Annotated in this window: 26 protein-coding genes; 17 read left to right on the top strand and 9 right to left on the bottom strand. The window is 64.1% G+C overall.

What is annotated here, in order from left to right; genetic code table 11:
- Positions 1-34 precede the first annotated feature (34 nt).
- The 5 genes from nadC to LZ538_RS05475 all read left to right on the top strand — a co-directional run bounded on the left by nadC (position 35) and on the right by LZ538_RS05475 (position 4,176).
- On the top strand, positions 35-889 hold the full coding sequence (gene nadC, locus LZ538_RS05495; RefSeq protein WP_249831009.1) for a carboxylating nicotinate-nucleotide diphosphorylase: 855 nt from the start codon (positions 35-37) through the stop codon (positions 887-889).
- Positions 890-971: 82 nt separating this feature from the next.
- Positions 972-1,700 (top strand): hypothetical protein, encoded by a 729-nt coding sequence (locus tag LZ538_RS05490; RefSeq protein ID WP_249831008.1) that lies wholly within the window; start codon positions 972-974, stop codon positions 1,698-1,700.
- A gap of 117 nt (positions 1,701-1,817) precedes the next feature.
- Entirely contained in the window at positions 1,818-3,224 is a 1,407-nt protein-coding gene (locus LZ538_RS05485) for an NAD(P)H-dependent flavin oxidoreductase (RefSeq protein WP_249831007.1), read from the top strand.
- Positions 3,224-3,700: an SH3 domain-containing protein gene (locus LZ538_RS05480; protein WP_249831006.1), complete on the top strand. Its 477-nt coding sequence runs from the start codon at positions 3,224-3,226 to the stop codon at positions 3,698-3,700. The genes LZ538_RS05485 and LZ538_RS05480 overlap by 1 nt, the downstream gene beginning before the upstream one ends.
- Before the next feature lie 20 nt (positions 3,701-3,720).
- Entirely contained in the window at positions 3,721-4,176 is a 456-nt protein-coding gene (locus tag LZ538_RS05475; protein ID WP_249831005.1) for a RidA family protein, read from the top strand.
- Between the two features lie 21 nt (positions 4,177-4,197).
- On the opposite strand, the gene LZ538_RS05470 is transcribed toward LZ538_RS05475, so the two are convergent.
- The 3 genes from LZ538_RS05470 to LZ538_RS05460 form a co-directional block, all read right to left on the bottom strand.
- Positions 4,198-4,632, bottom strand: a complete 435-nt coding sequence (locus LZ538_RS05470; protein WP_249831004.1) for a hypothetical protein — start codon at positions 4,630-4,632, stop codon at positions 4,198-4,200.
- A gap of 82 nt (positions 4,633-4,714) precedes the next feature.
- Complete coding sequence (locus LZ538_RS05465) at positions 4,715-5,365, bottom strand: hypothetical protein (protein WP_249831003.1); 651 nt, start codon at positions 5,363-5,365, stop codon at positions 4,715-4,717.
- A gap of 43 nt (positions 5,366-5,408) precedes the next feature.
- A complete protein-coding gene (locus LZ538_RS05460) occupies positions 5,409-6,605 on the bottom strand; it encodes an acetyl-CoA C-acyltransferase (RefSeq protein ID WP_249831002.1) in 1,197 nt (398 codons plus the stop codon).
- Positions 6,606-6,710: 105 nt separating this feature from the next.
- On the opposite strand from LZ538_RS05460, the gene LZ538_RS05455 reads away from it, so the two are divergent.
- Complete coding sequence (locus tag LZ538_RS05455; protein WP_249831001.1) at positions 6,711-7,865, top strand: isovaleryl-CoA dehydrogenase; 1,155 nt, start codon at positions 6,711-6,713, stop codon at positions 7,863-7,865.
- On the opposite strand, the gene LZ538_RS05450 is transcribed toward LZ538_RS05455, so the two are convergent.
- Both LZ538_RS05450 and LZ538_RS05445 read right to left on the bottom strand, forming a co-directional pair.
- Positions 7,862-8,599, bottom strand: coding sequence for a DUF2182 domain-containing protein (locus tag LZ538_RS05450; protein ID WP_249831000.1), 738 nt, complete (start codon positions 8,597-8,599; stop codon positions 7,862-7,864). The genes LZ538_RS05455 and LZ538_RS05450 overlap by 4 nt on opposite strands.
- Positions 8,583-9,218: a DUF1326 domain-containing protein gene (locus LZ538_RS05445; protein WP_249830999.1), complete on the bottom strand. Its 636-nt coding sequence runs from the start codon at positions 9,216-9,218 to the stop codon at positions 8,583-8,585. Before LZ538_RS05445 ends, LZ538_RS05450 begins: the two co-directional genes overlap by 17 nt.
- A gap of 114 nt (positions 9,219-9,332) precedes the next feature.
- Between LZ538_RS05445 and LZ538_RS05440 the strand changes: the two genes are divergently transcribed.
- The 7 genes from LZ538_RS05440 to LZ538_RS05410 all read left to right on the top strand — a co-directional run bounded on the left by LZ538_RS05440 (position 9,333) and on the right by LZ538_RS05410 (position 15,439).
- Positions 9,333-10,931: a carboxyl transferase domain-containing protein gene (locus LZ538_RS05440; protein ID WP_249830998.1), complete on the top strand. Its 1,599-nt coding sequence runs from the start codon at positions 9,333-9,335 to the stop codon at positions 10,929-10,931.
- A gap of 6 nt (positions 10,932-10,937) precedes the next feature.
- Positions 10,938-12,830, top strand: a complete 1,893-nt coding sequence (locus LZ538_RS05435) for an acetyl/propionyl/methylcrotonyl-CoA carboxylase subunit alpha (protein WP_249830997.1) — start codon at positions 10,938-10,940, stop codon at positions 12,828-12,830.
- Positions 12,831-12,930: 100 nt separating this feature from the next.
- Entirely contained in the window at positions 12,931-13,464 is a 534-nt protein-coding gene (locus LZ538_RS05430; protein ID WP_249830996.1) for a superoxide dismutase family protein, read from the top strand.
- 54 nt (positions 13,465-13,518) lie between these two features.
- Positions 13,519-14,166, top strand: a complete 648-nt coding sequence (locus tag LZ538_RS05425; protein WP_249830995.1) for a hypothetical protein — start codon at positions 13,519-13,521, stop codon at positions 14,164-14,166.
- A 114-nt stretch (positions 14,167-14,280) separates the two neighbouring features.
- Positions 14,281-14,463, top strand: coding sequence for a hypothetical protein (locus LZ538_RS05420; RefSeq protein ID WP_249830994.1), 183 nt, complete (start codon positions 14,281-14,283; stop codon positions 14,461-14,463).
- Positions 14,464-14,529: 66 nt separating this feature from the next.
- Positions 14,530-14,733 (top strand): hypothetical protein, encoded by a 204-nt coding sequence (locus tag LZ538_RS05415; protein ID WP_249830993.1) that lies wholly within the window; start codon positions 14,530-14,532, stop codon positions 14,731-14,733.
- Between the two features lie 67 nt (positions 14,734-14,800).
- Positions 14,801-15,439 (top strand): hypothetical protein, encoded by a 639-nt coding sequence (locus LZ538_RS05410; RefSeq protein ID WP_249830992.1) that lies wholly within the window; start codon positions 14,801-14,803, stop codon positions 15,437-15,439.
- 3 nt (positions 15,440-15,442) lie between these two features.
- Here the strand turns inward: LZ538_RS05410 and LZ538_RS05405 are convergent, their stop codons facing one another.
- Positions 15,443-16,291 (bottom strand): protease-associated domain-containing protein, encoded by an 849-nt coding sequence (locus LZ538_RS05405; RefSeq protein WP_249830991.1) that lies wholly within the window; start codon positions 16,289-16,291, stop codon positions 15,443-15,445.
- A 206-nt stretch (positions 16,292-16,497) separates the two neighbouring features.
- Between LZ538_RS05405 and LZ538_RS05400 the strand changes: the two genes are divergently transcribed.
- Positions 16,498-16,695 (top strand): hypothetical protein, encoded by a 198-nt coding sequence (locus LZ538_RS05400; protein WP_249830990.1) that lies wholly within the window; start codon positions 16,498-16,500, stop codon positions 16,693-16,695.
- A 7-nt stretch (positions 16,696-16,702) separates the two neighbouring features.
- On the opposite strand, the gene LZ538_RS05395 is transcribed toward LZ538_RS05400, so the two are convergent.
- The 3 genes from LZ538_RS05395 to LZ538_RS05385 form a co-directional block, all read right to left on the bottom strand.
- Complete coding sequence (locus LZ538_RS05395; protein WP_249830989.1) at positions 16,703-16,924, bottom strand: hypothetical protein; 222 nt, start codon at positions 16,922-16,924, stop codon at positions 16,703-16,705.
- A 407-nt stretch (positions 16,925-17,331) separates the two neighbouring features.
- On the bottom strand, positions 17,332-17,673 hold the full coding sequence (locus LZ538_RS05390) for a chaplin family protein (protein WP_249830988.1): 342 nt from the start codon (positions 17,671-17,673) through the stop codon (positions 17,332-17,334).
- A gap of 194 nt (positions 17,674-17,867) precedes the next feature.
- Entirely contained in the window at positions 17,868-18,440 is a 573-nt protein-coding gene (locus LZ538_RS05385; RefSeq protein ID WP_249830987.1) for a hypothetical protein, read from the bottom strand.
- A 177-nt stretch (positions 18,441-18,617) separates the two neighbouring features.
- Here LZ538_RS05385 and LZ538_RS05380 point away from each other — a divergent pair, with 177 nt between their 5' ends.
- From LZ538_RS05380 to LZ538_RS05370, 3 genes are all read left to right on the top strand, one after another.
- Entirely contained in the window at positions 18,618-19,415 is a 798-nt protein-coding gene (locus LZ538_RS05380; RefSeq protein ID WP_249830986.1) for a helix-turn-helix domain-containing protein, read from the top strand.
- 99 nt (positions 19,416-19,514) lie between these two features.
- Complete coding sequence (locus tag LZ538_RS05375) at positions 19,515-20,087, top strand: hypothetical protein (RefSeq protein WP_249830985.1); 573 nt, start codon at positions 19,515-19,517, stop codon at positions 20,085-20,087.
- 122 nt (positions 20,088-20,209) lie between these two features.
- Positions 20,210-21,064, top strand: coding sequence for a hypothetical protein (locus tag LZ538_RS05370; RefSeq protein ID WP_249830984.1), 855 nt, complete (start codon positions 20,210-20,212; stop codon positions 21,062-21,064).
- The last annotated feature ends 11 nt before the right edge of the window (positions 21,065-21,075 follow it).

The raw sequence follows: 21,075 nt of genomic DNA, 5'->3' as shown, positions 1-21,075 counted from the left end.
GTCGCGGGCGGCGGGCCTCGCCTAGACGGCCGCTATGGCGCTTCCACAAGATTTTGACCTCGATGATTTCATCCGGCGAACCCTGGCCGAGGACCTTGGCGCCGGTGGTGACGTAACTTCGCGCGCGACCATCGGTGCGGATGCCGTCTTGGCCGCCGACATGAATTGCCGTGAACCGATCGTCGTCGCTGGCATGGACATCGCGGCCGCCTTTTTTCGTATGCTCGATCCGGGTGCGGAGCTTGCTGCCTTAGTGCGCGATGGCGAGGGCATTGATGCCGGGACCGTTCTGATGCGGCTCAAGGGAAACGCGCGCGCCATGCTTACGGCCGAGAGGTCCGCGCTCAACACGCTCCAGCATCTTTCGGGCATTGCGACCCTGACCCGGCGATATGTCGATGCGATCGCCGGAACCGCGGCGATCGTGCTCGACACGCGTAAGACCCTCCCGGGCCTGCGGATCCTTGAAAAATATGCTGCGCGCATGGGCGGCGCACACAATCACCGCATGCGCCTCGATGATGGTGTCCTCATCAAGGACAATCACGTCGCCGTGTGCGGCGGGGTGGCTGAGGCCGTTAGACGCGCGCGTTCCGCCGAGACCGGCTTGCAGGTCCAGGTCGAGGTCGACCGGATCGACCAGATCGAGCCCGCACTGGCAGCAGGCGCCGATCGCCTTCTCCTCGATAACATGCCCCCGGCGGTTCTTCGCGAAGCCGTTGAACTCGTCCGCGGCCGGGTCCCGCTCGAGGCGTCCGGCGGAGTCAATCTCGAGACGATCAAGGGGATTGCGGAGACCGGGGTCGACTTCATCTCCGTCGGGCGCATCACGCAGTCCGCGCCCGCAGTCGATATCGGGCTCGATTATTCTTACGTTAATGTAATTTAGGATAACGGCTCCGTAACAGTACGGATGGCATAAGCCCTGTTGCGTGCGCACTGAGCGCGCTCCCCCATCGAGGAGTCTTTCCATGAGGACACTCGCAGTCATCCTATCGGCATTGGTGATCACGGCGGCGCCGAGCGCGTCAGAGGCGCGCGGGGGTCACGGCGGCTGGGGCGGCGGCCATGGCGGCTGGGGCGGCGGTCATGGAGGTCACGGCAGCTGGAGCGGAGGCCACGGGCATTGGGGTGGCGACTGGCACGGCCATGGCCATCACGGTCACAGCCATAGCTCTTTTTTCCTGAGCACGGGCTTCTTCCCCTATGCCGGCTATGGCTACGGCTATGGCTATTCGAGGCCCTATTACGCGGGCTACGGCTATCAGCCCTATGCCTACGGTTACCCAACCTACGGATATCCGGGATACGCTTATCCAGGCTACGGTTACGGAGCTCCCGGCTATGCCTATCCAGGCTACGGCTACGGAGCGCCCGGCTACGCCTATCCCGGCTACGGCTACGGCTATGGAGCGCCCGGATATGCTTATCCCGGATACGCTTATCCGTCTGCTGGCTACGGGAACGGCTATTACGGGCATCCGGCGTACGGCTATCCGGGATACGGCGGATATTACGGGTACGGCTGCACAAATCCTGGCGCAGGGGCCGCGGTCGGCGGCGTAGCTGGAGCGGCGCTTGGCGGCGCAATTGCGGGAACCGACGGCAACCACGGCAATACTGGCGTAGGCGTGGCCATTGGCGGCGCGTTAGGCGCCGTGCTCGGCGGTGCCGTTGCGGCGGGAAGCTGCTACCACTGACTTCGAATGGAGCGGGGCTGAAGCCGCTTCCGGCGCCGCTCACTTTTTTCGCGCATTGCACGGCAACCGCCTCTATATGCGCGATGGAAGGCGCCTGATGCGCTCGGGAGAGAAAGTTTGTTCAAGGGCCTCAAGCCCATTCTCTACGGCGGGCGTGAAGTCTGGCCGTTGATCGAAGGCGGCAAGGGCGTCAGCGCGACGAACCATGCGAGTTCCGGCGCCTGGGCGGCTGCCGGCGGCATTGGGACCGTCTCTGCGGTCAATGCCGACAGCTATGATCCCGAAGGGCGCATAGTTCCGCAGGTCTACGAGGAGCTCACCCGCCGCGGACGGCATGAAGAGCTGATCAAATATGCGATCGACGGCGCCGTGGCGCAGGTGCAGCGCGCCTACGACATCGCGTCCGGCAAGGGCGCCATCAACATCAACGTGCTTTGGGAAATGGGCGGCGCCCAGCGTGTGCTGCACGGCGTCCTGGAACGCACCAAGGGCCTCGTGACCGGCGTCACTTGCGGTGCCGGCATGCCGTACAAGCTGAGCGAGATCGCTGCATCCTACGGCGTGAGCTATCTGCCCATCATCAGCTCCGCGCGCGCGTTCAGCGCCCTGTGGAAGCGCGCCTATCACAAGGCGGCCGAATGGCTCGCCGCAGTCGTCTACGAAGACCCCTGGCTCGCCGGCGGCCACAACGGCCTTTCGAACGCCGAGGATCCTCGAAAGCCGCAGGACCCGTATCCGCGCGTCAAGGCGTTGCGGGAGACCATGCGCGAGAACGGGATCGCGGACAGCGTGCCCATCGTCATGGCGGGCGGCGTTTGGCGGCTGGACGAGTGGGAGGATTGGATCGACAATCCGGAGCTCGGTCAGATCGTATTCCAGTTCGGAACGCGCCCGCTGCTCACGCAGGAAAGCCCTATTCCGCCGGAATGGAAGGCGCGGCTGCTCACGCTGGAGGAAGGCGATGTGCTGCTGCACCGCTTCTCCCCGACCGGCTTTTATTCATCGGCGGTCCGGAACCCGTTCCTGCGCAATCTCGAAGCGCGCAGCGAGCGCCAGATCGCCTACACCAAGGAGCCGATCGGGGATCACCACTTTCAGCTCGACGTTGGCGTGGGCACGAAGAAGAATTTCTGGGTGACGAAGGGCGACCTTCAGCACGCGCGCGAATGGTATGCGCGGGGTTACACCAATGCGATGAAGTCCCCGGACGACACGCTCATCTTCGTGACGCCGGAAGAAGAGAAGCAGATCCGTGTCGATCAGGCCGAGTGCATGGGCTGCCTCAGCCAGTGCGCTTTCTCGTCATGGGCGGACAATGAGAAGAATTCGACCGGGCGGCTCGCCGATCCGCGAAGCTTCTGCATCCAGAAGACCCTGCAGGATATCGCGCATGGTGGACCGGTGGAGCAGAATCTGATGTTCGCGGGTCATGCCGCGTTCCGCTTCAAGAGCGACCCATTCTATTCGAATGGCTTCATCCCGACGGTGAAGCAGCTCGTCGACCGCATCCGCACGGGCGCGTGATGGTCATCAGAGGGGCGGCTGCGGCAGTCCTGTTGGTGCTGTCAGCGGCTGCAGCCGCGCAAGAGAAGCAGCCGCCTTACTGGGCATCCATCGCGAGCGGCGAAGCGATGACGCGCACCGGTCCCGGCAAGACTTACCCCGGCATATGGCTTTACAAGCGCCGTGACCTGCCAGTTCGCGTGGTCAAGCGTTACGAACATTGGCGCCTTATCCAGGATCCCGACGGCGCGCAGGGGTGGATGCTTGCGACTTTGCTCAGCGAGCGCCGAACGGCGGTTGTGAAGAAAGGCGATCCGCGGCCGGTTGCTGCCGGGCCCGGCGACAATGCCAAGGTTCGCTACCTCGCGGAACCGGGCGTGGTCGGCCGTATAGAGAAATGTCACGATGGCTGGTGCCACATCGCGATGGGCAAGCGCGAAGGATATATCCGCACGACCGATCTGTGGGGCGTGGGAGAGACCGAGGTGGTCGACTAGCTGCAGCAGGAGGGGGTCACATGAAGTTCACTGCCGCGATCGCAACTGGAGTTCTCTTGATGACCAACGCAGCAAGCGCCGCGCCCCGACAAGCTGTCGAACATTATGGAAAGCCAGCCTTGAACGGCCAGGCTTTGCCGTTCTCCGACGCGGTTCGGGTCGGCGATGTGCTTTATCTCTCCGGCCAGCTGGGTATCGGCGCTGACGGCAAGTTGCCTGACGGGATCGAGGCCCAGACGAAGCAGGCGCTCGAGAATATCGGTGCGATCCTCAAGCGCACAGGCCGCGGCTACGAAGACGTGTTCCACTGCACAGCGATGCTCAGCGACATGGCCAATTGGGCGGCCATGAACAAAGTCTACGTGACCTATTTCCCCGAAGGAAAGCGGCCGGCCCGTAGTGCGTTCGGAGCGAACGGTCTCGCGCTCGGCGCTTTGATCGAGCTCGAATGTCAGGCCTACGCCGGCCCTAAATAGGCCGGCGTTTGGCCCTCCGGGCTACATGGTCAGCGGCGTGTAGGCGACACGCGTGACGTTCAGGGTCTCACCCTTGTCGTTGGTCGTCTCCATCGACTGACCGATTTCCACCGGCTTCGTAGTCCAGCAATCCTCGCCTTCCTTGGTCATCGCGCTGGTGAAGCACGCCTTGTCGCCCTTCATGACCGCAGTCCCGTGGTCGACATGCTCGCTTCCTGAATTCACGATGTAATTGCCGCTTGCGTCGACTGACTCCTGCATCTCCTTGCCTTTGCGGCTGTAGGTCCAAGACGTCTCGTTAAGCTGGAATGCGGCGGGCGTGGCCACAGCGTTGGCATCCGCCGCATTGGCGTCCGCCGTCGCATTGGTGTCCGCGACGTTGGTGTCAGCCGGGGCCTCGGCCTTGTTGCACGCAACCAAGGCAAGCGCGGTAAGCGCGACAATCGTCAGGCGCATGGTGATTTCCCCCTTGTCTCAGGAATGGCGCTCTTACCACTGTTCCATGCCCGAAACATCAGGGAGTCTTGCGAGGCCGTTGCTAATCGTTGGAGGCTTGCGCGAGCCTTTTTCGTACCAGCCTAGCCTCCTCACTGAGCCGGCCCTGCCAATCCCGAAAATCGCGAAGACGCTGAATGTCCGCGGCGATCTCATGCTTCAATTGGCCATCCGGCTCCCAGAACGCTGAAGGCCCATCCTTGAGATAGGGCCAGACATCGACCTGCGCGGCCGCAGAGTAACGCTGATACAGGTCGCCCACCGTCTCAGCGCGGGTATAAAAACGCGCAAGCTCGAACATTAGCTCGGGCTCGACCAGTTCGATGGTCCCGGTGGCTATCGCTGCGTTCCAAACTCCGGTCGGCGGCCGCTCGGCATCCGGAATTCGAAAGGCTGGCGGGATTGGCTTTTCTCCGCGTGCAACGGCCTTGTCCCAGGCATCGAGCTGCTCGGTTATGCGCCTGTGCATCATCGGGCCGTGAGTCTCGGCCATTTGTTTCAGTTCGCGATCCAGCGCTCGGTAGACCGCTTCGCGACGCCCGTCTTGCGCGCGAGCATCGCGATAATTCTCGACTGCGAACGCGGCCGAGACGCCGACGAACACGATGAATAGCTCAAGCGCTATCTTCGAAAGCAGCGGACCAAATCCGCCGCGCTTTGAGTCCTGGCTAATCGAGGAGGCCGGCTCGCTCATCCGTGAACGATATCACGTCTGAGCGGCCGCTCGAACTGTTCGGTTAGACCAGCTCCACCGCTATCGCTGTTGCCTCGCCGCCGCCGATGCAAAGCGATGCGATCCCCCGCTTGAGGCCGCGATCCTGCAACGCGGCGATCAGGGTCGTCGTGATGCGCGCGCCGCTGGCGCCGATCGGGTGACCCAGAGCCGTCGCGCCGCCGTTCACGTTGATCTTCTCATGCGGGATTCCGATGTCGCGCATCGCGATCATCGCAACGCAGGCGAAAGCCTCGTTGACCTCGAACAAGTCGACGTCGCCGACGCTCCAGCCGGCCTTGTCGAGCACCTTCTGAATTGCCGGAACGGGCGCGGAGGTGAACTTCTCCGGCTCCTGCGCATGGGCAGCGTGCGCGACCACTCTCGCGATCGGCTGCTTGCCGAGCTTGTCGGCAACGCTCTGCCGGGTCAGCACCAGAGCTGCCGCGCCATCGCTGATCGACGATGAGGTCGCGGCGGTGATGGTGCCGTCCTTCGCGAACGCGGCGCGGAGCTGCGGGATCTTCTCCGGATTGCCCTTGCTGGGCTGCTCGTCGCGGTCGACCGTGACATCGCCCTTGCGGCTGGTGACCGTCACGGGAACGACCTCCTTGTCGAATCGGCCGTTGGCGATGGCGTCATTGGCGCGTCGCAGGCTTTCGATCGCATACTCGTCCTGCTGCTCGCGCGTGAACTGATATTCGCGTGCAGCGTCCTCGGCGAAGGTGCCCATGGCGCGACCCGCCTCGTAGGCGTCCTCGAGGCCGTCGAGCATCATGTGGTCGTAGACGGTGTCGTGGCCGATGCGGGCGCCGGACCGGTGCTTCTTCAGCAGGAAAGGCGCGTTGGTCATGCTCTCCATGCCGCCCGCGACGATCACGTCGGCCGAGCCGCTGTTCAGCATGTCGTGGGCGAACATCGCGGCCTGCATGCCCGACCCGCACACCTTGTTGATCGTCACCGCTTCGGCGGAGCGGGGAAGGCCCGCCCCGAGCGCCGCCTGCCGCGCCGGCGCCTGGCCGAGGCCAGCCGAGAGCACGTTGCCCATGAAGACCTTGTCGACCTGGTCGCCGCTGATCCCAGCGCGCTCGACGGCCGCTTTGACGGCGGTAGCCCCGAGTTCGGTAGCGCTAAGTCCGGAGAGGGCACCCTGGAAGCTGCCCATCGGCGTGCGCGCATAGGAGAGGATGACGATCGGGTCGGCAGAAGGCGAAGTGGCCATGGTTGTGCTCCGGAGTCGGGATGTTGCAGCGCACATAAGGCGGGCGGCTCGCTTGTTCAAACCATGGACGCTCTGCTAGCGGCGACCCGCAACGGAGAAGCGATAATGTCCCAGGAAGCTGCCCTCGATTTCGGCCTCGGCGAGATGGCCGACACCATTCGGGAGACGACTCACCGCTTCGCCTCCGACAAGATCCAGCCGATCGCGGCCGAGATGGATGAGACGGACGAGTTCCCGCGCCAGCTCTGGCCGCAGATGGGCGAGCTTGGCCTTCATGGCATCACGGTCGAGGAAGAGTGGGGCGGGTTGGGCCTCGGCTATCTCGAGCATGTGGTCGCCCAGGAAGAGGTCGCGCGAGCCTCGGCATCGGTCGGCCTCAGCTACGGTGCGCACTCCAACCTTTGCGTCAACCAGATCCGCCGCTGGGCCAACCCCGAGCAGAAGAAGAAATATCTCCCCAAGCTGATCAGCGGCGAACATGTCGGGGCACTCGCGATGAGCGAGGCGGGCGCCGGCAGCGACGTCGTCGGGATGAAGCTCAAGGCGGAGAAAAGCGGCAACGGCTACCGCCTCAACGGAACCAAGTTCTGGATCACGAACGGCGGTTATGCCGATACACTCGTTGTCTACGCAAAGACGGGCGAGGGCAGCCGCGGGATCACCGCCTTCCTGATCGAAAAGGGCATGGACGGTTTCTCCATCGGCCAGAAGATGGACAAGCTCGGGATGCGCGGCTCACCAACGAATGAGCTGGTGTTCGACGATTGCTTCGTTCCGCCCGAGAACATCCTCGGCCAGGAGAATGAAGGCGTCGCGGTGTTGATGAGCGGCCTCGATTATGAGCGCACCGTCCTCGCCGGCATCCAGATCGGGATCATGCAGGCCTGTCTCGACACGGTCCTGCCTTACGTCCGCGAGCGCAAGCAGTTCGGCAAGCCGATCGGCAGCTTCCAGCTGATGCAGGCCAAGATCGCTGACATGTATGTCGCGTTGAACAGCGCGCGTGCCTACGTCTACCAGGTGGCCAGGGCCTGCGATGCGGGACAAACGACGCGCTTCGACGCCGCCGGCGCGATCCTTTACGCCTCGGAAAATGCCGTGAAGGTGGCCAATGAAGCCGTGCAGGCGCTCGGTGGCGCCGGCTACACCAAGGACTGGCCGGTCGAGCGTTACTATCGTGACGCGAAGCTGCTCGATATCGGCGCGGGCACGAACGAGATTCGCCGCATGCTGATCGGCCGCGAGGTGATCGGCGTTTAAGGAAGCAGCCGGGCGCCCCCCCAGGCAATCAGCGCCACTCCCGCCAGACGTCCGATCAGGTCGCCGCCCGGGACCAGCTTCTCGATCCCGACGATCACGGTCAGGCCCGCGATCCACGCGAAGTTCATCACCCCGCCGACGAAGAGCAGCGCCATCAGCAGCCAGCAACAGCCCACGCAATAAGCGCCATGGAGCACTCCCAGGCGTAGCGCGCCGATCGTGCCGGGCCGCCAGTGCCGGCTGAGGAACTGCGCGGGCGTTCGGCATTCGCGGAGGCAAGCACCCTTCAGTGGGGAGAGCTGGTAGAGACCGGCCAGGATGAGGATCGCGCTGACGATCGCGGGATTTTCGAAGGTCATAGACGGTCCGGCCATTAAATGCTGCGCGCTCGCTGCGATGAACGAGAATAGCAACCAGACCGCGACATAGCCTGCGAGGAACACCCACGATTTCGCGACGTCTGCATCGCCCCCGCGCATTTGGCGAACGCGGCCGTAAAGCAGGACAGCTGGTGCGGCCGAGGGCAGCATCATCGCCACCATCATCAGCCACCACATCAGCACCAGCGCACTCAGCGACGGCGGCGCCATCCCAGGCATGGCCATGCCATGATCCATCCCCGCGCCGCTAAGCAGGAACCACCAGCTGAGCGCGACGAGCAGCGCGATGCCGATGGCGACGATCGCGCGCTCGTGACGCAATATTCGGCTAGTCAGGTCAGGCGCGGACGACACCGTGACTGCAGAGATGAAGATTGGCGAACTGGCCGTAACTGTCCGCGAACTCGACCTGCATCGGCCCGCCGGTCGTGCGGCTCGAGGCACTGCCGATGTCGGCAACTTCATATTCGAAGCCGGCCGGCAGTACGATCTGCGCCCGCGATTCCTCGCCCGAGACCTTGTTGCGGATCGGCTCGCCGGTCATCTCGACATAGCCGGGCACCGACATGCGGCCGCGTCTCGCTTCGACGTCGACCTCGAACTCGATTGGAGTGAACACCGGCGGATGCATGGTTTCGACCGTCGAAGCATAGACCGCAAACATCGTCGCGAAGGGGTCGGTGTCCTGGCCGGTCATGATCTTGAGCAAAGCTTCGCGCTGTTCGTCGTCGGCGCGCTCATCGACGAAGGCGAGCGCCTCGCCGTGCCCTTCATGGATCGGTCCCGGCCATTTGAAGATGGCGCCGACGCGCAAGCCGTCCAGGCGCGTTTCGCCGTGGTGCCCCTGGTCGATCTGGATGGCCGCCACAGCGTGGCAATGGCCCTTGTCCGGAAGTGCATTGAACTGACAGTTGCAGCCATATTCGCACGTGCAGTTGACGAGCTCGCGGCCCTTGAACTCCCAATAGGTCATACGCTTGACCTCCGTTGCCCCCTCGCTGGCCCGGCATAGCATGCCGCTTGCGGCCATTGAAGCGGAACCGCCGGGCAGTTTTCAATCTCGATCGCAGCGGCTAGGCCACTCGCCATGAGCGCTCCGCGTCTGGACAGCAAGATTGCGACGGAAGGCGAGGAGTTCCGCGCTCGCGCCGCGCACAACCGTACCTTGGCCGCGAAGCTGCGGGCCGACGTGGCCGAGGCTGCAAAAGGCGGTCCCGAAAAGCACCGCGAACGCCATGTCTCGCGCGGCAAGCTATTGCCCCGGGAGCGCGTCGAACGCCTGCTCGATCCCGGTTCGCCGTTCCTGGAGATCGGTCAGCTTGCCGCCTGCGACATGTATGACAGCGAGGTGCCGGGCGCCGGGCTGATCGCAGGCATCGGTCGCGTGTCGGGCCGGCAGGTCATGATCGTTTGCAACGACGCCACGGTCAAAGGCGGCACTTACTACCCGATGACGGTGAAGAAGCATCTCCGCGCACAGGAAATCGCGCTCGAGAACCGCCTTCCGTGCGTCTACCTGGTCGACAGCGGCGGCGCGAACCTGCCGCACCAGGCCGAGGTCTTTCCCGACCGCGAGCATTTCGGCCGCATCTTCTTCAACCAGGCGCAAATGTCGTCGAAGGGTATCCCGCAAATCGCGTGCGTGATGGGAAGCTGCACCGCGGGTGGGGCTTACGTCCCGGCGATGAGCGACGAAAGCGTGATCGTCCGCAACCAGGGCACGATCTTCCTCGGCGGACCGCCGCTCGTGAAGGCCGCGACGGGTGAGGAGATCAGCGCCGAGGATCTGGGCGGCGGCGACCTGCACGCGCGCAAGAGCGGTGTCGTCGATCACCTCGCCGAGAATGACGAGCATGCGCTGACCATCGTTCGCGACATCGTCTCGACGCTGCAGCCGCAATCCTCTGCGATCGAGCTGCGTGAGCCGCGGTCGCCGGCGTTCGATTGCGACGAGCTCTACGGCATCATTCCCGAAGACGTGCGCGCGCCCTATGACGTGCATGAGGTGATCGCGCGCGTCGTCGACGGGTCGGAGCTGCACGAGTTCAAGCCGCTTTACGGACCGACCCTTGTGTGCGGGTTCGCGCACATCTGGGGAATTCCGGTCGCAATCCTTGCCAATAATGGCATCCTGTTCAGCGAAAGCGCGGTGAAAGGCGCGCATTTCATTGAGCTCGCCTGCCAGCGCCGGACCCCGTTGCTGTTCCTGCAGAACATCAGCGGCTTCATGGTCGGCGGCAAATATGAGGCAGAGGGCATCGCCAAGCACGGTGCGAAATTGGTGACCGCCGTCGCCACCGCCAGCGTTCCAAAGATTACCGTTTTGATCGGCGGCAGCTTCGGTGCGGGCAACTACGGCATGTCCGGCCGTGCTTACTCGCCGCGGTTTCTGTTCACCTGGCCTAATTCGCGCATCAGCGTCATGGGTGGCGAGCAGGCCGCTAGCGTGCTGGCGACCGTCCACCGCGACGCGGACAAATGGACGCCGGAGCAGGCCGAGGCCTTCAAGCAGCCCATCCGCGACGATTATGAAGCGCAAGGCAATCCGTGGCACGCGACCGCGCGCCTATGGGACGACGGGATCATCGACCCCGCGCAAACGCGTGATGTTTTGGGTCTCGCCTTCGCCGCAACGCTGAACGCGCCGATTCCGGATCGGCCGCAGTTCGGCGTGTTCAGGATGTAGCGGCCGATGATCAAATCGCTCCTCATTGCGAACCGTGGCGAGATCGCCTGCCGCGTGATTCGCACTGCGCGCAGGCTCGGAATTCGCACGGTCGCCGTCTATTCGGGCGCCGACGCCAAGGCGCTGCACGTCCGCATGGCCGATGAGGCGGTGCACATCGGACCGAGCCCGGCGCGTGAATCCTATCTCGTCGGCGAGAAGATCATCGAGGCCGCCAAAGAGACCGGCGCTGAGGCGATCCATCCGGGATACGGTTTCCTGTCGGAGAATGCGGAGTTCGCGGAGACCGTCATCAAGGCCGGACTGATCTGGGTCGGGCCGAAGCCGGGCAGCATCCTCGCCATGGGTCTCAAGGACGCAGCCAAGAAATTGATGGCGGATGCCGGGGTGCCAGTGACGCCCGGCTATCTCGGCGAGAACCAGGACGCGAAGCACCTCAAAAAGGAGGCCGACGCGATCGGTTATCCGGTGCTGATCAAGGCCGTCGCCGGCGGCGGCGGCAAGGGCATGCGCCGTGTCGACGACGCAAAGGGCTTCGACGATGCTCTGGAGAGCGCGAAACGCGAGGCCGCGAGCGCGTTCGGTGACGACCGCGTCCTGATCGAGAAATATATCCTCTCGCCGCGCCACGTCGAGGTGCAGGTATTCGGCGATAGCCACGGCAACGTCGTCCATCTGTTCGAGCGCGACTGCTCGCTCCAGCGCCGCCATCAGAAAGTGATCGAGGAGGCACCCGCACCGGGCATGGACGCGGAGACTCGCGAGGCCGTGTGCGGTGCCGCCGTACGCGCCGCACAGGCCGTGAACTACGAGGGCGCGGGGACGATCGAGTTCATTGCCGATGCGTCCGACGGCCTGAAGCCCGATCGCATTTGGTTCATGGAGATGAACACGCGACTTCAGGTCGAACATCCGGTGACGGAGGAGATCACTGGCCAGGACCTGGTTGAATGGCAGCTCCGCGTTGCGTCGGGCGAAAAGCTTCCGAAGACGCAGGACGAGCTGTCGATCGACGGCTGGGCGATGGAAGCGCGGCTCTATGCTGAAGACCCTGCAAAGGGTTTCCTGCCGAGCGTCGGACGGCTTGCGCTCCTTGATTTTCCGGAATCGGCGACGCGCATTGAAACGGGCGTCGAAGAGGGCGACGCCATCAGTCCCTATTACGATCCCATGATTGCAAAGCTGGTCGCGACCGGCGCGGACCGCACGGATGCAATGATGGGCCTCGCCGCCGCATTATTCGGGCTGCGGGTCTGGCCGGTGAAGACCAACGCCGCCTTCCTGCTGTCCTGTTTGCAGGATCCGGACTTCCAGTCTGGGAATGTTACGACGGGGCTGATCGGGGATCGTGGAGACGCGCTCGCCGCTGCGCCCGTTGCGGGCGAAAATGAGTGGCGGCTTGCAGCGATGCAGTCGTTCGCCCCTTATTTTGCGGGATCGCAAGATGCACGTGCGGGGCCCTGGACCCAGAACTTAGGCTTCCGCATGAATGCCGACGACGAGGTAAGGATCACCTTGGAACATGCCGGCGAACGCCGGACGATCGATCTGGAAGCCTGCGCTGACGCCTCGGGCTTCAGTGCTCCGTTTGGCGACGGCGCCCTGGTGTTCAAGGATGCGCAGCCCTTCTTGTTCACCCCGCCTCGCTTCGGCGGTGGCGGTGAGCACGGCATTCACGATGGCGAGATCGAGGCGCCGATGCCGGGCAAGGTGACGGCGGTCGACGTCGCGGCTGGCGACAAGGTGGAGAAGGGCCAGCGCCTGCTCACGCTCGAAGCCATGAAGATGGAGCATGGGCTGCTCGCGCCATTCGACGGAAGAGTTACGGACCTCGCTGCCACCATGGGCTTGCAGGTGACCGAGGGGCAAATCCTCGTGAAGGTCGAGCCCGACGAATGACCGTCACCCTGAACTTGTTTCAGGGTCCATAGTTGAGACTTAGCGCAAATTTACGGAATGGACGCTGAAACGCGTTCAGCATGACGACAGAGGGGACAGCATGCGTAAACTGACTTTCCTCCTTCCAATCCTGATGACGGCCTGCGTCGCGAACGAGCCGCCGGGCGGCGCTCCGATGGCGCTGATCAACGCAGCTGGTGTCCAGATCGGCACCGTCCGCGCCTGGCAGACGACCGGCGGCGTGACCTTCCGCATCGTTGCCGAAGGATTGCCCCACGGAGTTCATGGCCTCCACGTGCACAGCGTCGGACGCTGCGACGCCCCGGACTTCGCGAGCGCAGGCCCCCACTGGAATCCGACCGCGCACAAGCACGGGCTAAACAATCCCGAGGGGCCGCATGCCGGCGATCTCCGCAATGTGAACGTCGCGGCGAACGGCGTGCTCGGGGAGACGGTCACTCTTTCCGGCGCCAGCCTCACTGCGCCGGTGGGTACGCCTGGCGCTTTGTTGGACGCGGACGGCGCCGCGCTCGTGATCCATGCGGATGCGGATGATTATGTTACCGATCCGAGCGGCAAGAGCGGGGCGCGCATCGCCTGCGCCGTCCTGCAGCCGACGCCGCAGGTCCTTTAAGCTCTCCTTAGGAGTGCAGAACTAGCCTTCCCGATCGAATTCGGGGAGTGGCGTATGCGTGGGCGTTGGGTATGGGCGGTCGCCGCGGCGGCGCTGGCGATTGCCGGCTGCAAGAGTCAGAGCCCGCAGCAATTGGTCAAGGAAGATCCGGCCACGGTCTCAAAGGCATTTGCCGAGGCTTTCTCGGAAGGTGCGATGGGCGGGGCGAGCCAGTACAGCAACCTCTGGCATGGCGGCATGCAGACATTCGTCGAGCGAAAGTCGGATGAGGCAGTCGACGTGGTCACCAAGTTCGATGGCGTAACGGCCTCGCAAGTACATTTCACCTTCACGCCGAAGGACGGCGGCAAAACGACGTTGGTTGATGCCGACGTTTCAATGGACACTTCCGTGATGAAGAAGGCGTTCACCGGCACGCCGCAGGAGCGGCTCGCGGATTTGCCCGAAGCTGCCTACGTCAACGGAATGCGGCGGACGATGGCCAAATATACCGAAAGGATTGAGGCAGGAATGCCGCTCAATCTTCCCGGAGAGGGTTGGCAGACGTCGGGCTCCGAGCCGCCGCCCGAATTCTACGAGGGCATGGACCCGGAGCAGCTCGCCGAGGTCCGGCGTCATGACGGAGAAACGCGGCAGCAATCCGCCGCCCAGCCGATGATGGATCCGAACGACGCGGCGAAGCGGTACATGAGCGGGCAATAACGGGCCTTAACATCGCGCAAGTTCTACGCGGCCGATTTCATGTTATGTGGATAACTCCTGCTGCCGCGACTCGGGCTTCGAGTCGGGCAAGCGCAGCCATCGGGGGGTGGCGCTATGGAGAGTGATCGGGTCTATTACGTTCGACGTGCGGCCGAGGAGCGCGCTGCGGCTTTGTCTGCGCCTCATCCGAAGGCGCGAGAAGCGCATCTGGAGATGGCCGAAGGCTACGATCGCCGGCTTCAGGAACTGGGCCAGCAGGAAACGGCCAATATCGTTCACCTCGTCGGCGTCGCCTAAGCGCTAATCGTTCATCTGCTGAAACGTCCGCAACCGTTGTTGCGTAGCATCGTTTCTGCACATGCAATGACCGACAAACCGACGATTTACGACCAGCCCAGCAAGGTTCGAGCGCTCAATGATGCAGTCGAGGTCAGCGGCCCGGACGACGTCGATGTGGCGATGACCCCGGACGCGGCGGAGGAAACGTCCGAGCGGCTTCTCAGCGCCTCCTTCGAGGCGCGCGGCAAGAAGCGGTTCGACAAGTTGCCGCACCGCGCCCGCGACTGAGTTCTTAAGCACTCTTTAGGCGCTTCGCGGTAGCAGTTCGCCCGCAAGGGTAGGGCGGAGTGTTGCCATGCGGATGTTCCTCTTGAGCGTTGCGGGATTTGGCGTGGCCGGGATCGCCGCGTTTGCCGGCTTCGGCCACGACGCACAGCAGGTCGTTCACAAGGATCCAGACGCGGTCTATTCCGCCTTTTCGAGCGCCATAGGCAGCGGTAGTGCGAGCGACACTGCCGATTACGGCAGCGGCGGCAAGATCGACTATGAGGTCAAGGTCGAACGCGAGAGCGGCAAGCGGATCGACCTCAAGCTGATGCTCAACAAGGCCGAGGCTGGCCAAGCGCATTTCACCTTCAGCCCGCAAAATGACGGCACCGAGACGCTGGTGACGGGCGACGTCGATGTCGACCAGTCGGTGCTGCGCTCGGCGCTGGCCGACGGTCCGAACGGCAAGATCGCCGAGATCCCTGACTTCGCCTACGCTCTCGGAATGAAGAAGATGCTGATCGACTCAGCGAAGAGGATCGAATCCGGGATGCCGCTGGGCAACCCGCACCAGAATTTGGTCGACGTGCTCGACCAGGAAGGCCGCCGCGCCGAATATGAGGCTGCGCGCCAGGCGGACGAGCAGGCCTTTCGGGCGCGCGCCGACGTGACCAAGCCCATGGTCGATCCGAACGAGTCCGCGCGACGGTACCTGCAGGGTAATTGACGCTCAATCCGGCACTTTGAAGCTGTTGGAATCGAATTCGTCCGCGGGCCGTACCTGCAACGTCATCGAGGCCTTCATCGGCAAGGCAAAAGCGCGAAAGCCCGGCCGGAGCGCCGCGGCGACAGACTTATCGAAATCGACCTCCGCATTGGCGAAGATCTTCTTCGCGCCCTTGTGGCTGAGGATGCCGGCAACCTTCAGCGGATAGAGCGGGTGCCCCTGGGGGTCGCGGAATTCGGGCGACTGGTTCACGCCGCTCCATGTCGCCCGCATCGAATCCCAGAACTGCAGCGCAGGCTGGTTGCTCGTAACCCACAGCACAGCCGCGGCGCCGCGATCGAGCGCCGTCCGCCACTGGCTCGCAAGGTCCGAGCGGCTCGTTCGGACACCGCGCGACCGCCCGCCGTCGTCGGTAATGACGATCACCGTCTTCCCCGCGACATCGAGGCCGGCGTAATTTTCCGCACTGCCCACCCCCGCGAAGACCATCTCGCTGTCCGCCAGCTTCACCTCCGGGCCCGGGAGGAAGGTGCTCCCGACCACGTCGACCGACCATTCGAGCTTCAGCGGCTTCCTGCCGCCGGTGGTCTTCATGTGCGCCGGGAAGACCACGTCCCCTTCGGCCGGGATCCCCTGGAGGATCTGGTTCAGGTAGCGCCTCACCGAAACCGTCTTGCCCGAAGGGAGGGTCGCATTGCCCATCGCCTCATAGGGATCGCGCATGAGTCGCTCCGTCATGTCGTCGAGCCGCTTCTGCGCCTCGCGCGCCTCCTGCTCTAGAGTCTTGGAGGAGCCGGCGGAGCTGATGGAGACGCTAATGAGCGCGGCAAATACGAGCAATCGCAAGGACATGGCCCCGGTTTTCGAGTGATCGGCATCGCCGCAAGGGCCCGCGCGTCAAACTGCTCGCCTCGCCGACGAACGACCCGGCCAGTAACCCAGGTTAGCCCGCACACGGCCGCATTATGTTACACAGCCGTCATCACCGCGTCCGGCTTCAGCACGGCGGTGACCGAGAGACAATTGAGAGCTCCCGCTGTTTCGAGGAGCTGTTGCGTATGACCCTCCCAACCAAAACCTACCGAATCTGTTTCTACGACGGTGCTCGCGACACCGTCATGTCCGACTGGATCGACGCCGCGACCGACGAGGAAGCGCTCGCCCGCGCACAGTCCTTCGGCTTCACCAAGTGCGAGCTGTGGGACGGACATCGCCTGGTGGCCGAGCTCGACGGCGAGCAGAACCAGGCCGCCTGACCGCGCGTCAGGGCCGCTGCTTGCCCCTGATGCGCGCGACAAGCCTGCGGCCCTGCCAGAGCTCGCAGTCCTTGCCGTCCATCATTTCGTTCGCGACCTCGACTGCGGTCTCGTCATCTTCGGCGTCAAACCATTCGCCGGACGCGACCTTATCGACCCCGTCGAGGCCATAAAGCCTGTAGCCCGCCACGCGCACAAACCCTGATTTCGCGACCGCAGATGCGGCCATTTCGCCTCTCAAACGACAATCGCGAAATTTGGTTTCAACAGCCGTATCCGCGGATCAAGGTTCATCAAAGTGGACGGTGAAGCGGGTCGAAACGGGGCTCCTTCCACTTCCTCCATTTCGTGACTTTGGGGCGGCGGGGAAGGTCACGAAGTTGACCGTGCCGCGCGCTTTGTGAGCGGGCGGTACAGAGAGAAGAGGCGGCGCCGAAGTTGACTGAGATGTGACTTTCGTCAGCGAGGGGGGTGCGGAGACGAGCGACGCGGTCATCCGCAAGCTTAGGGCACAAGAGGCGGCCTGTAGGAAAATACATTCTGCGCCGAGGCCGCGCGATTCTATCGCCGGTGAAGAAAGGGCCCGGCCGGAAGGGGAAACCGGCCGAGCCCAAACGCTTCAGTTCGCTCGAAAAGTTACTTGTTCTGCTTCAGCTTCTGACGCTGGACGATGTTGGCGAGCGCGCTGTTGGCGGTTTTCGCGTCGCAGGCGGCATCGCCGGTCTTGCGAAGCGCTGCGAGCGCATTGACGGTCGTCCCGCAAACGTTGGCGGCGACGCTGATCGGCGCCTGCACGGTGATCGGCACGCCCACGTCGTTGAGCGCGGCGATCTGCGAATCGTTCAGGAAGTTGTTCAGCAGGTCGACATTCTGGATGTTGACGGCGACAAGGCCGTTTCCGCTTCCGGTGTTCGTCTGGGCGATAGCGGGGGTAGCGAGGGCCGCGATGCTGGCCGCGGCAATCAGGATATTACGCATAACTCGTCTCCTCAGGTTGCGCATACAAAACAGGCGCGCGAACGCGCCCGCCCTTTTCCGCCTCGTTCGGACGGCTCGGGTGCTAAACGGAGCTAAGTTGCTGAAGTTCTTGGTGTTGCGACGGGTTGAGCCAGGGGCGGGGCGCGTTGCGTCGTCTGCCCAACACTAGGGACAGGGGAAGAGGCTGTCGCGGGCTAACGCCGGCGCCGTTGTTGCGGCGGCGGCTGCTCTTGCGGAGGCTGGAGCAGAGGCTGGCCCCCGGCCTGCGGTGCGGCCCCCGAGTGCGGGCAGGGCTGGAAGGTGAAGTAGAGATCGACCGGGAGCGGGCGCATGCGGATCTTCCCGGTATCGGTGTTCTTCGCCATCGCCAGCATGATCAGGCGCGGCGGCGGATTGCCGCAGAGGGTTCGGCGCACGGGATAGAAAGGCGCCTTGTCGTTGAAGCCGAACATGGTCGAAGGCTCGACCGTCTCGTCGAGGATCTTCTTCCAGCTCGGGTTCGGCTTGCCCTGTCCGTCCGGCTCGTTGAACAGGCTGATCTCGACCTTGCTCCCCGGCTTCCAGCCCCAGCCTTGCGGGGTGAAGCCCGGAGCCCCGTTCTTGCCGGCCGAAGTGACCATGAATTCCGGGTCGGAGTCCGTATCGCCGCCGATGCCGCTGCCGGCGCCGCCGTTGCCTTTCGCGCTCTTGTCGGGCGGCTGGCAGGCGGCGAGCGCCAGGACGAGCGAGCCGCTGGCGGCGAGAAAGAGCGTGCGCTTCAAGGTCATGCCAACCTCCCCTGTCGGTTCCGAATGGAGGGCACGCATCACTTCATAAGGCGAAACGGCTAAGGCCGGAGTGGGGACTTTCACCGATCTTTCAGGTGATCCGCGCACTTGGAGAACATCTGACGCCACAAATTTTTCGGGGTGGCGAGGGTCCTCGCCGCTTCCTAGACGAGCGACATGACAGCGGCGAACATGGTGCAGCGTATGTCTGCGGGTTACCAGGCACTGACCGAGAAGGAGAAGCAGACGCTTCGCCTTATCGTGCGCGGGCACGACGCAAAGTCCACGGCACGGCATCTTGGTCTCTCGGTCCACACGGTGAACGAGCGGCTGCGCGACGCGCGGCGCAAGCTAGAGGTTTCGAGCAGCCGGGAGGCGGCGCGCCTCCTGCTCGACCGGGAAGGCGAGAACCCTCAAAAGTTTGCGGACAAGAGAATGGGGGAAGCGCCCGCGCTCGAAACGATGACACATCGAGCTGTGCCCGGCCTGGGAGAAGCGAACGCATCGGGCGCCGCTCCCCGGGTCGCCTGGCTCATCGCAGGAGTAGTCATCATGTCTGTCATTCTCGGGATCCTCGCCCTCGTGGCCGTCCCTCAGTCCGCCGGCAACGCCGGATACTCCGAAGCGCCGGCAGTCGTCCCGGCCGTCCAGACGGAAGTCGAGCGCGCCGCGCGCGACTGGCTTGCGCTCGAGGACGAGAGCCGCTGGCGCGAGAGCTGGAACGCCACGAGCGCTTCCTTCCGCAAGCTCAACACGCTGGAGAGGTTCACCCAGGTCGGGCAAAAAGTCCGGGCCCCGCTCGGTGCAGTCGTCTCGCGCGTCGCGATCGGCCAGGACCGCGTGCCCGCCCCGCCCGCAGGCGTTCGCGTCGTCAAGTTCCGCACAAGCTTCGCCAACAAGGCCGACGCGCTCGAGACGGTCTCGCTCGCCCGCGAGGATGGCGCGTGGAAGGTGGTCGGGATCTACATCAACTAGCCATGTGGGGCTGGCGGCCGCGCGATCCGCGGCCGCCACGCGGAGATATTTGAGGCCGCACCGGAAGCAGCGTAAATCGTTCGTCGGGAGGGGGCTCCCATGAGCAATTTCGAGTTCGTCTTCTCGCTGCTGGTGATCCTGCTCAGCCTCGCGCTGGCGGAGGTTCTCGGCGGGCTCGCGCGGGTTGTGAAGCGGCGGCCGCGAATCCGCGTCGGTTGGGCCACCGGCCTGCTCGCGACCTGGGTTACGACCGAGACGGTGCTGTTCTGGCGCGTCGTTTGGCGCGCGCGCAACGCGCTGACGGACCAGTCGGCTGTGTTGTTCGGCGGATTCCTCGTCACCGCCTTCTGCTATTTCGCGGCGGCGCTCGTCTTTCCCGACGACCTCGAGGGACAAACCGACCTCGACGATTATTTCGCGCAGGAGAAAGGGAAGGCGATTGGCGCGGTACTCGCGGCCAATGCCCTGGCGTTCGGGCTGCGCCCCGCGACGATGGGCTGGGCCTCGTGGAGCTATATCGAATGGTGGGGCTGGATCTTCCTCGCTTTGCTCTTCGCGGCCGGGATCGCGGCGATCGTGACCAGAAGGCGGAACGTGGCGATCGGCGCGCTTGCCGTCCTCGTCGCGATCGACCTGCTCGACCCGATCGAAAGCGTTTTGACCGGCAGCTAGCGGACCTCCGCCGATTTCTCAGGCTGGCCGGTGAAGTCGGTGCAGCCCGCCGGACCAGTTCTCAACCGATCAAATCCACGTATAGTCGCGGCGCCGAATCGCTCTCTGGAAAAGAGGCAGTGATGCGGCGTGCATGCGTTCTGATGCTTTCGACTGCGGCCCTCGGCGGCTGCGCATCGTTCGGGAGCAGCTTCCCGGACACACCCCAGACACCGGCGGCGATCTTCTCCGGCTTCAGCTACGTGCCCCTCGACCCGTTGCCGGTGCACGTGGTCGACGGCGCCAATTGCGCGCCCGGCAACCCGCGCGGATCGATCCTCAACGTGCTTCCCGACAATGCCGTCCGCATCGCGGTGCGGAAGCTCAGCGGATCGGTGAGCGGCGGCGTCGCCCCGGTCCAGGTCGGCGTCGAGGGCAACAGCTACCAAGTGATCCTCGATTACATCAACGCGGACGTCGCGAACCTCAGGTTCCGCTACAGCGGCGTCGGTATCGAGCAAGGAGCGCCGTTGCAGGCGCTGGCCCGGCTGGACGATGAAGCCCCGGCGGCGGCGCAGCCCGGGACCGGCGAGTTCGTGATCCCGGTGTATGTCGGCGTGGGCCTGCGCCTGACCGCCAACGTCACCGTGCTCAGGGGAAGCGTCAATCTGACCAGCCTCGGCGCCCTATCCGCCGCGGCGCAGGCGGAGCGGGTCAGCGGCTCGCTGATCCTGCAGACGCTGGGGATCACCGGTCGCCAGGTCACGACCGCGCTGCCGCTGCCGAGCGAGCTAAACCCGACCACCATCCAGAATGCGATCCTCGCGCTCGGGTCGGTCAAGGCGATCGTCTACGATAAGGATACGGTCGTCGCGCCGCGGGTGACCGGCATCTACAACCCGCTTCCGAACTCCGACCAGAGGACGATCAACCTGATCGTGTCGGAACTGGCGAGCAAGCCGATCCCGTGGAAGCAGGATTGCCCGGTTGGTGGTTAGGGTGAGCGTCA

Origin of the sequence: Sphingomonas hankyongi, assembly GCF_023516575.1 — a bacterium.
GTDB lineage: Bacteria > Pseudomonadota > Alphaproteobacteria > Sphingomonadales > Sphingomonadaceae > Sphingomicrobium > Sphingomicrobium hankyongi.
This window is presented reverse-complemented; position numbering and strand designations above follow the sequence as displayed.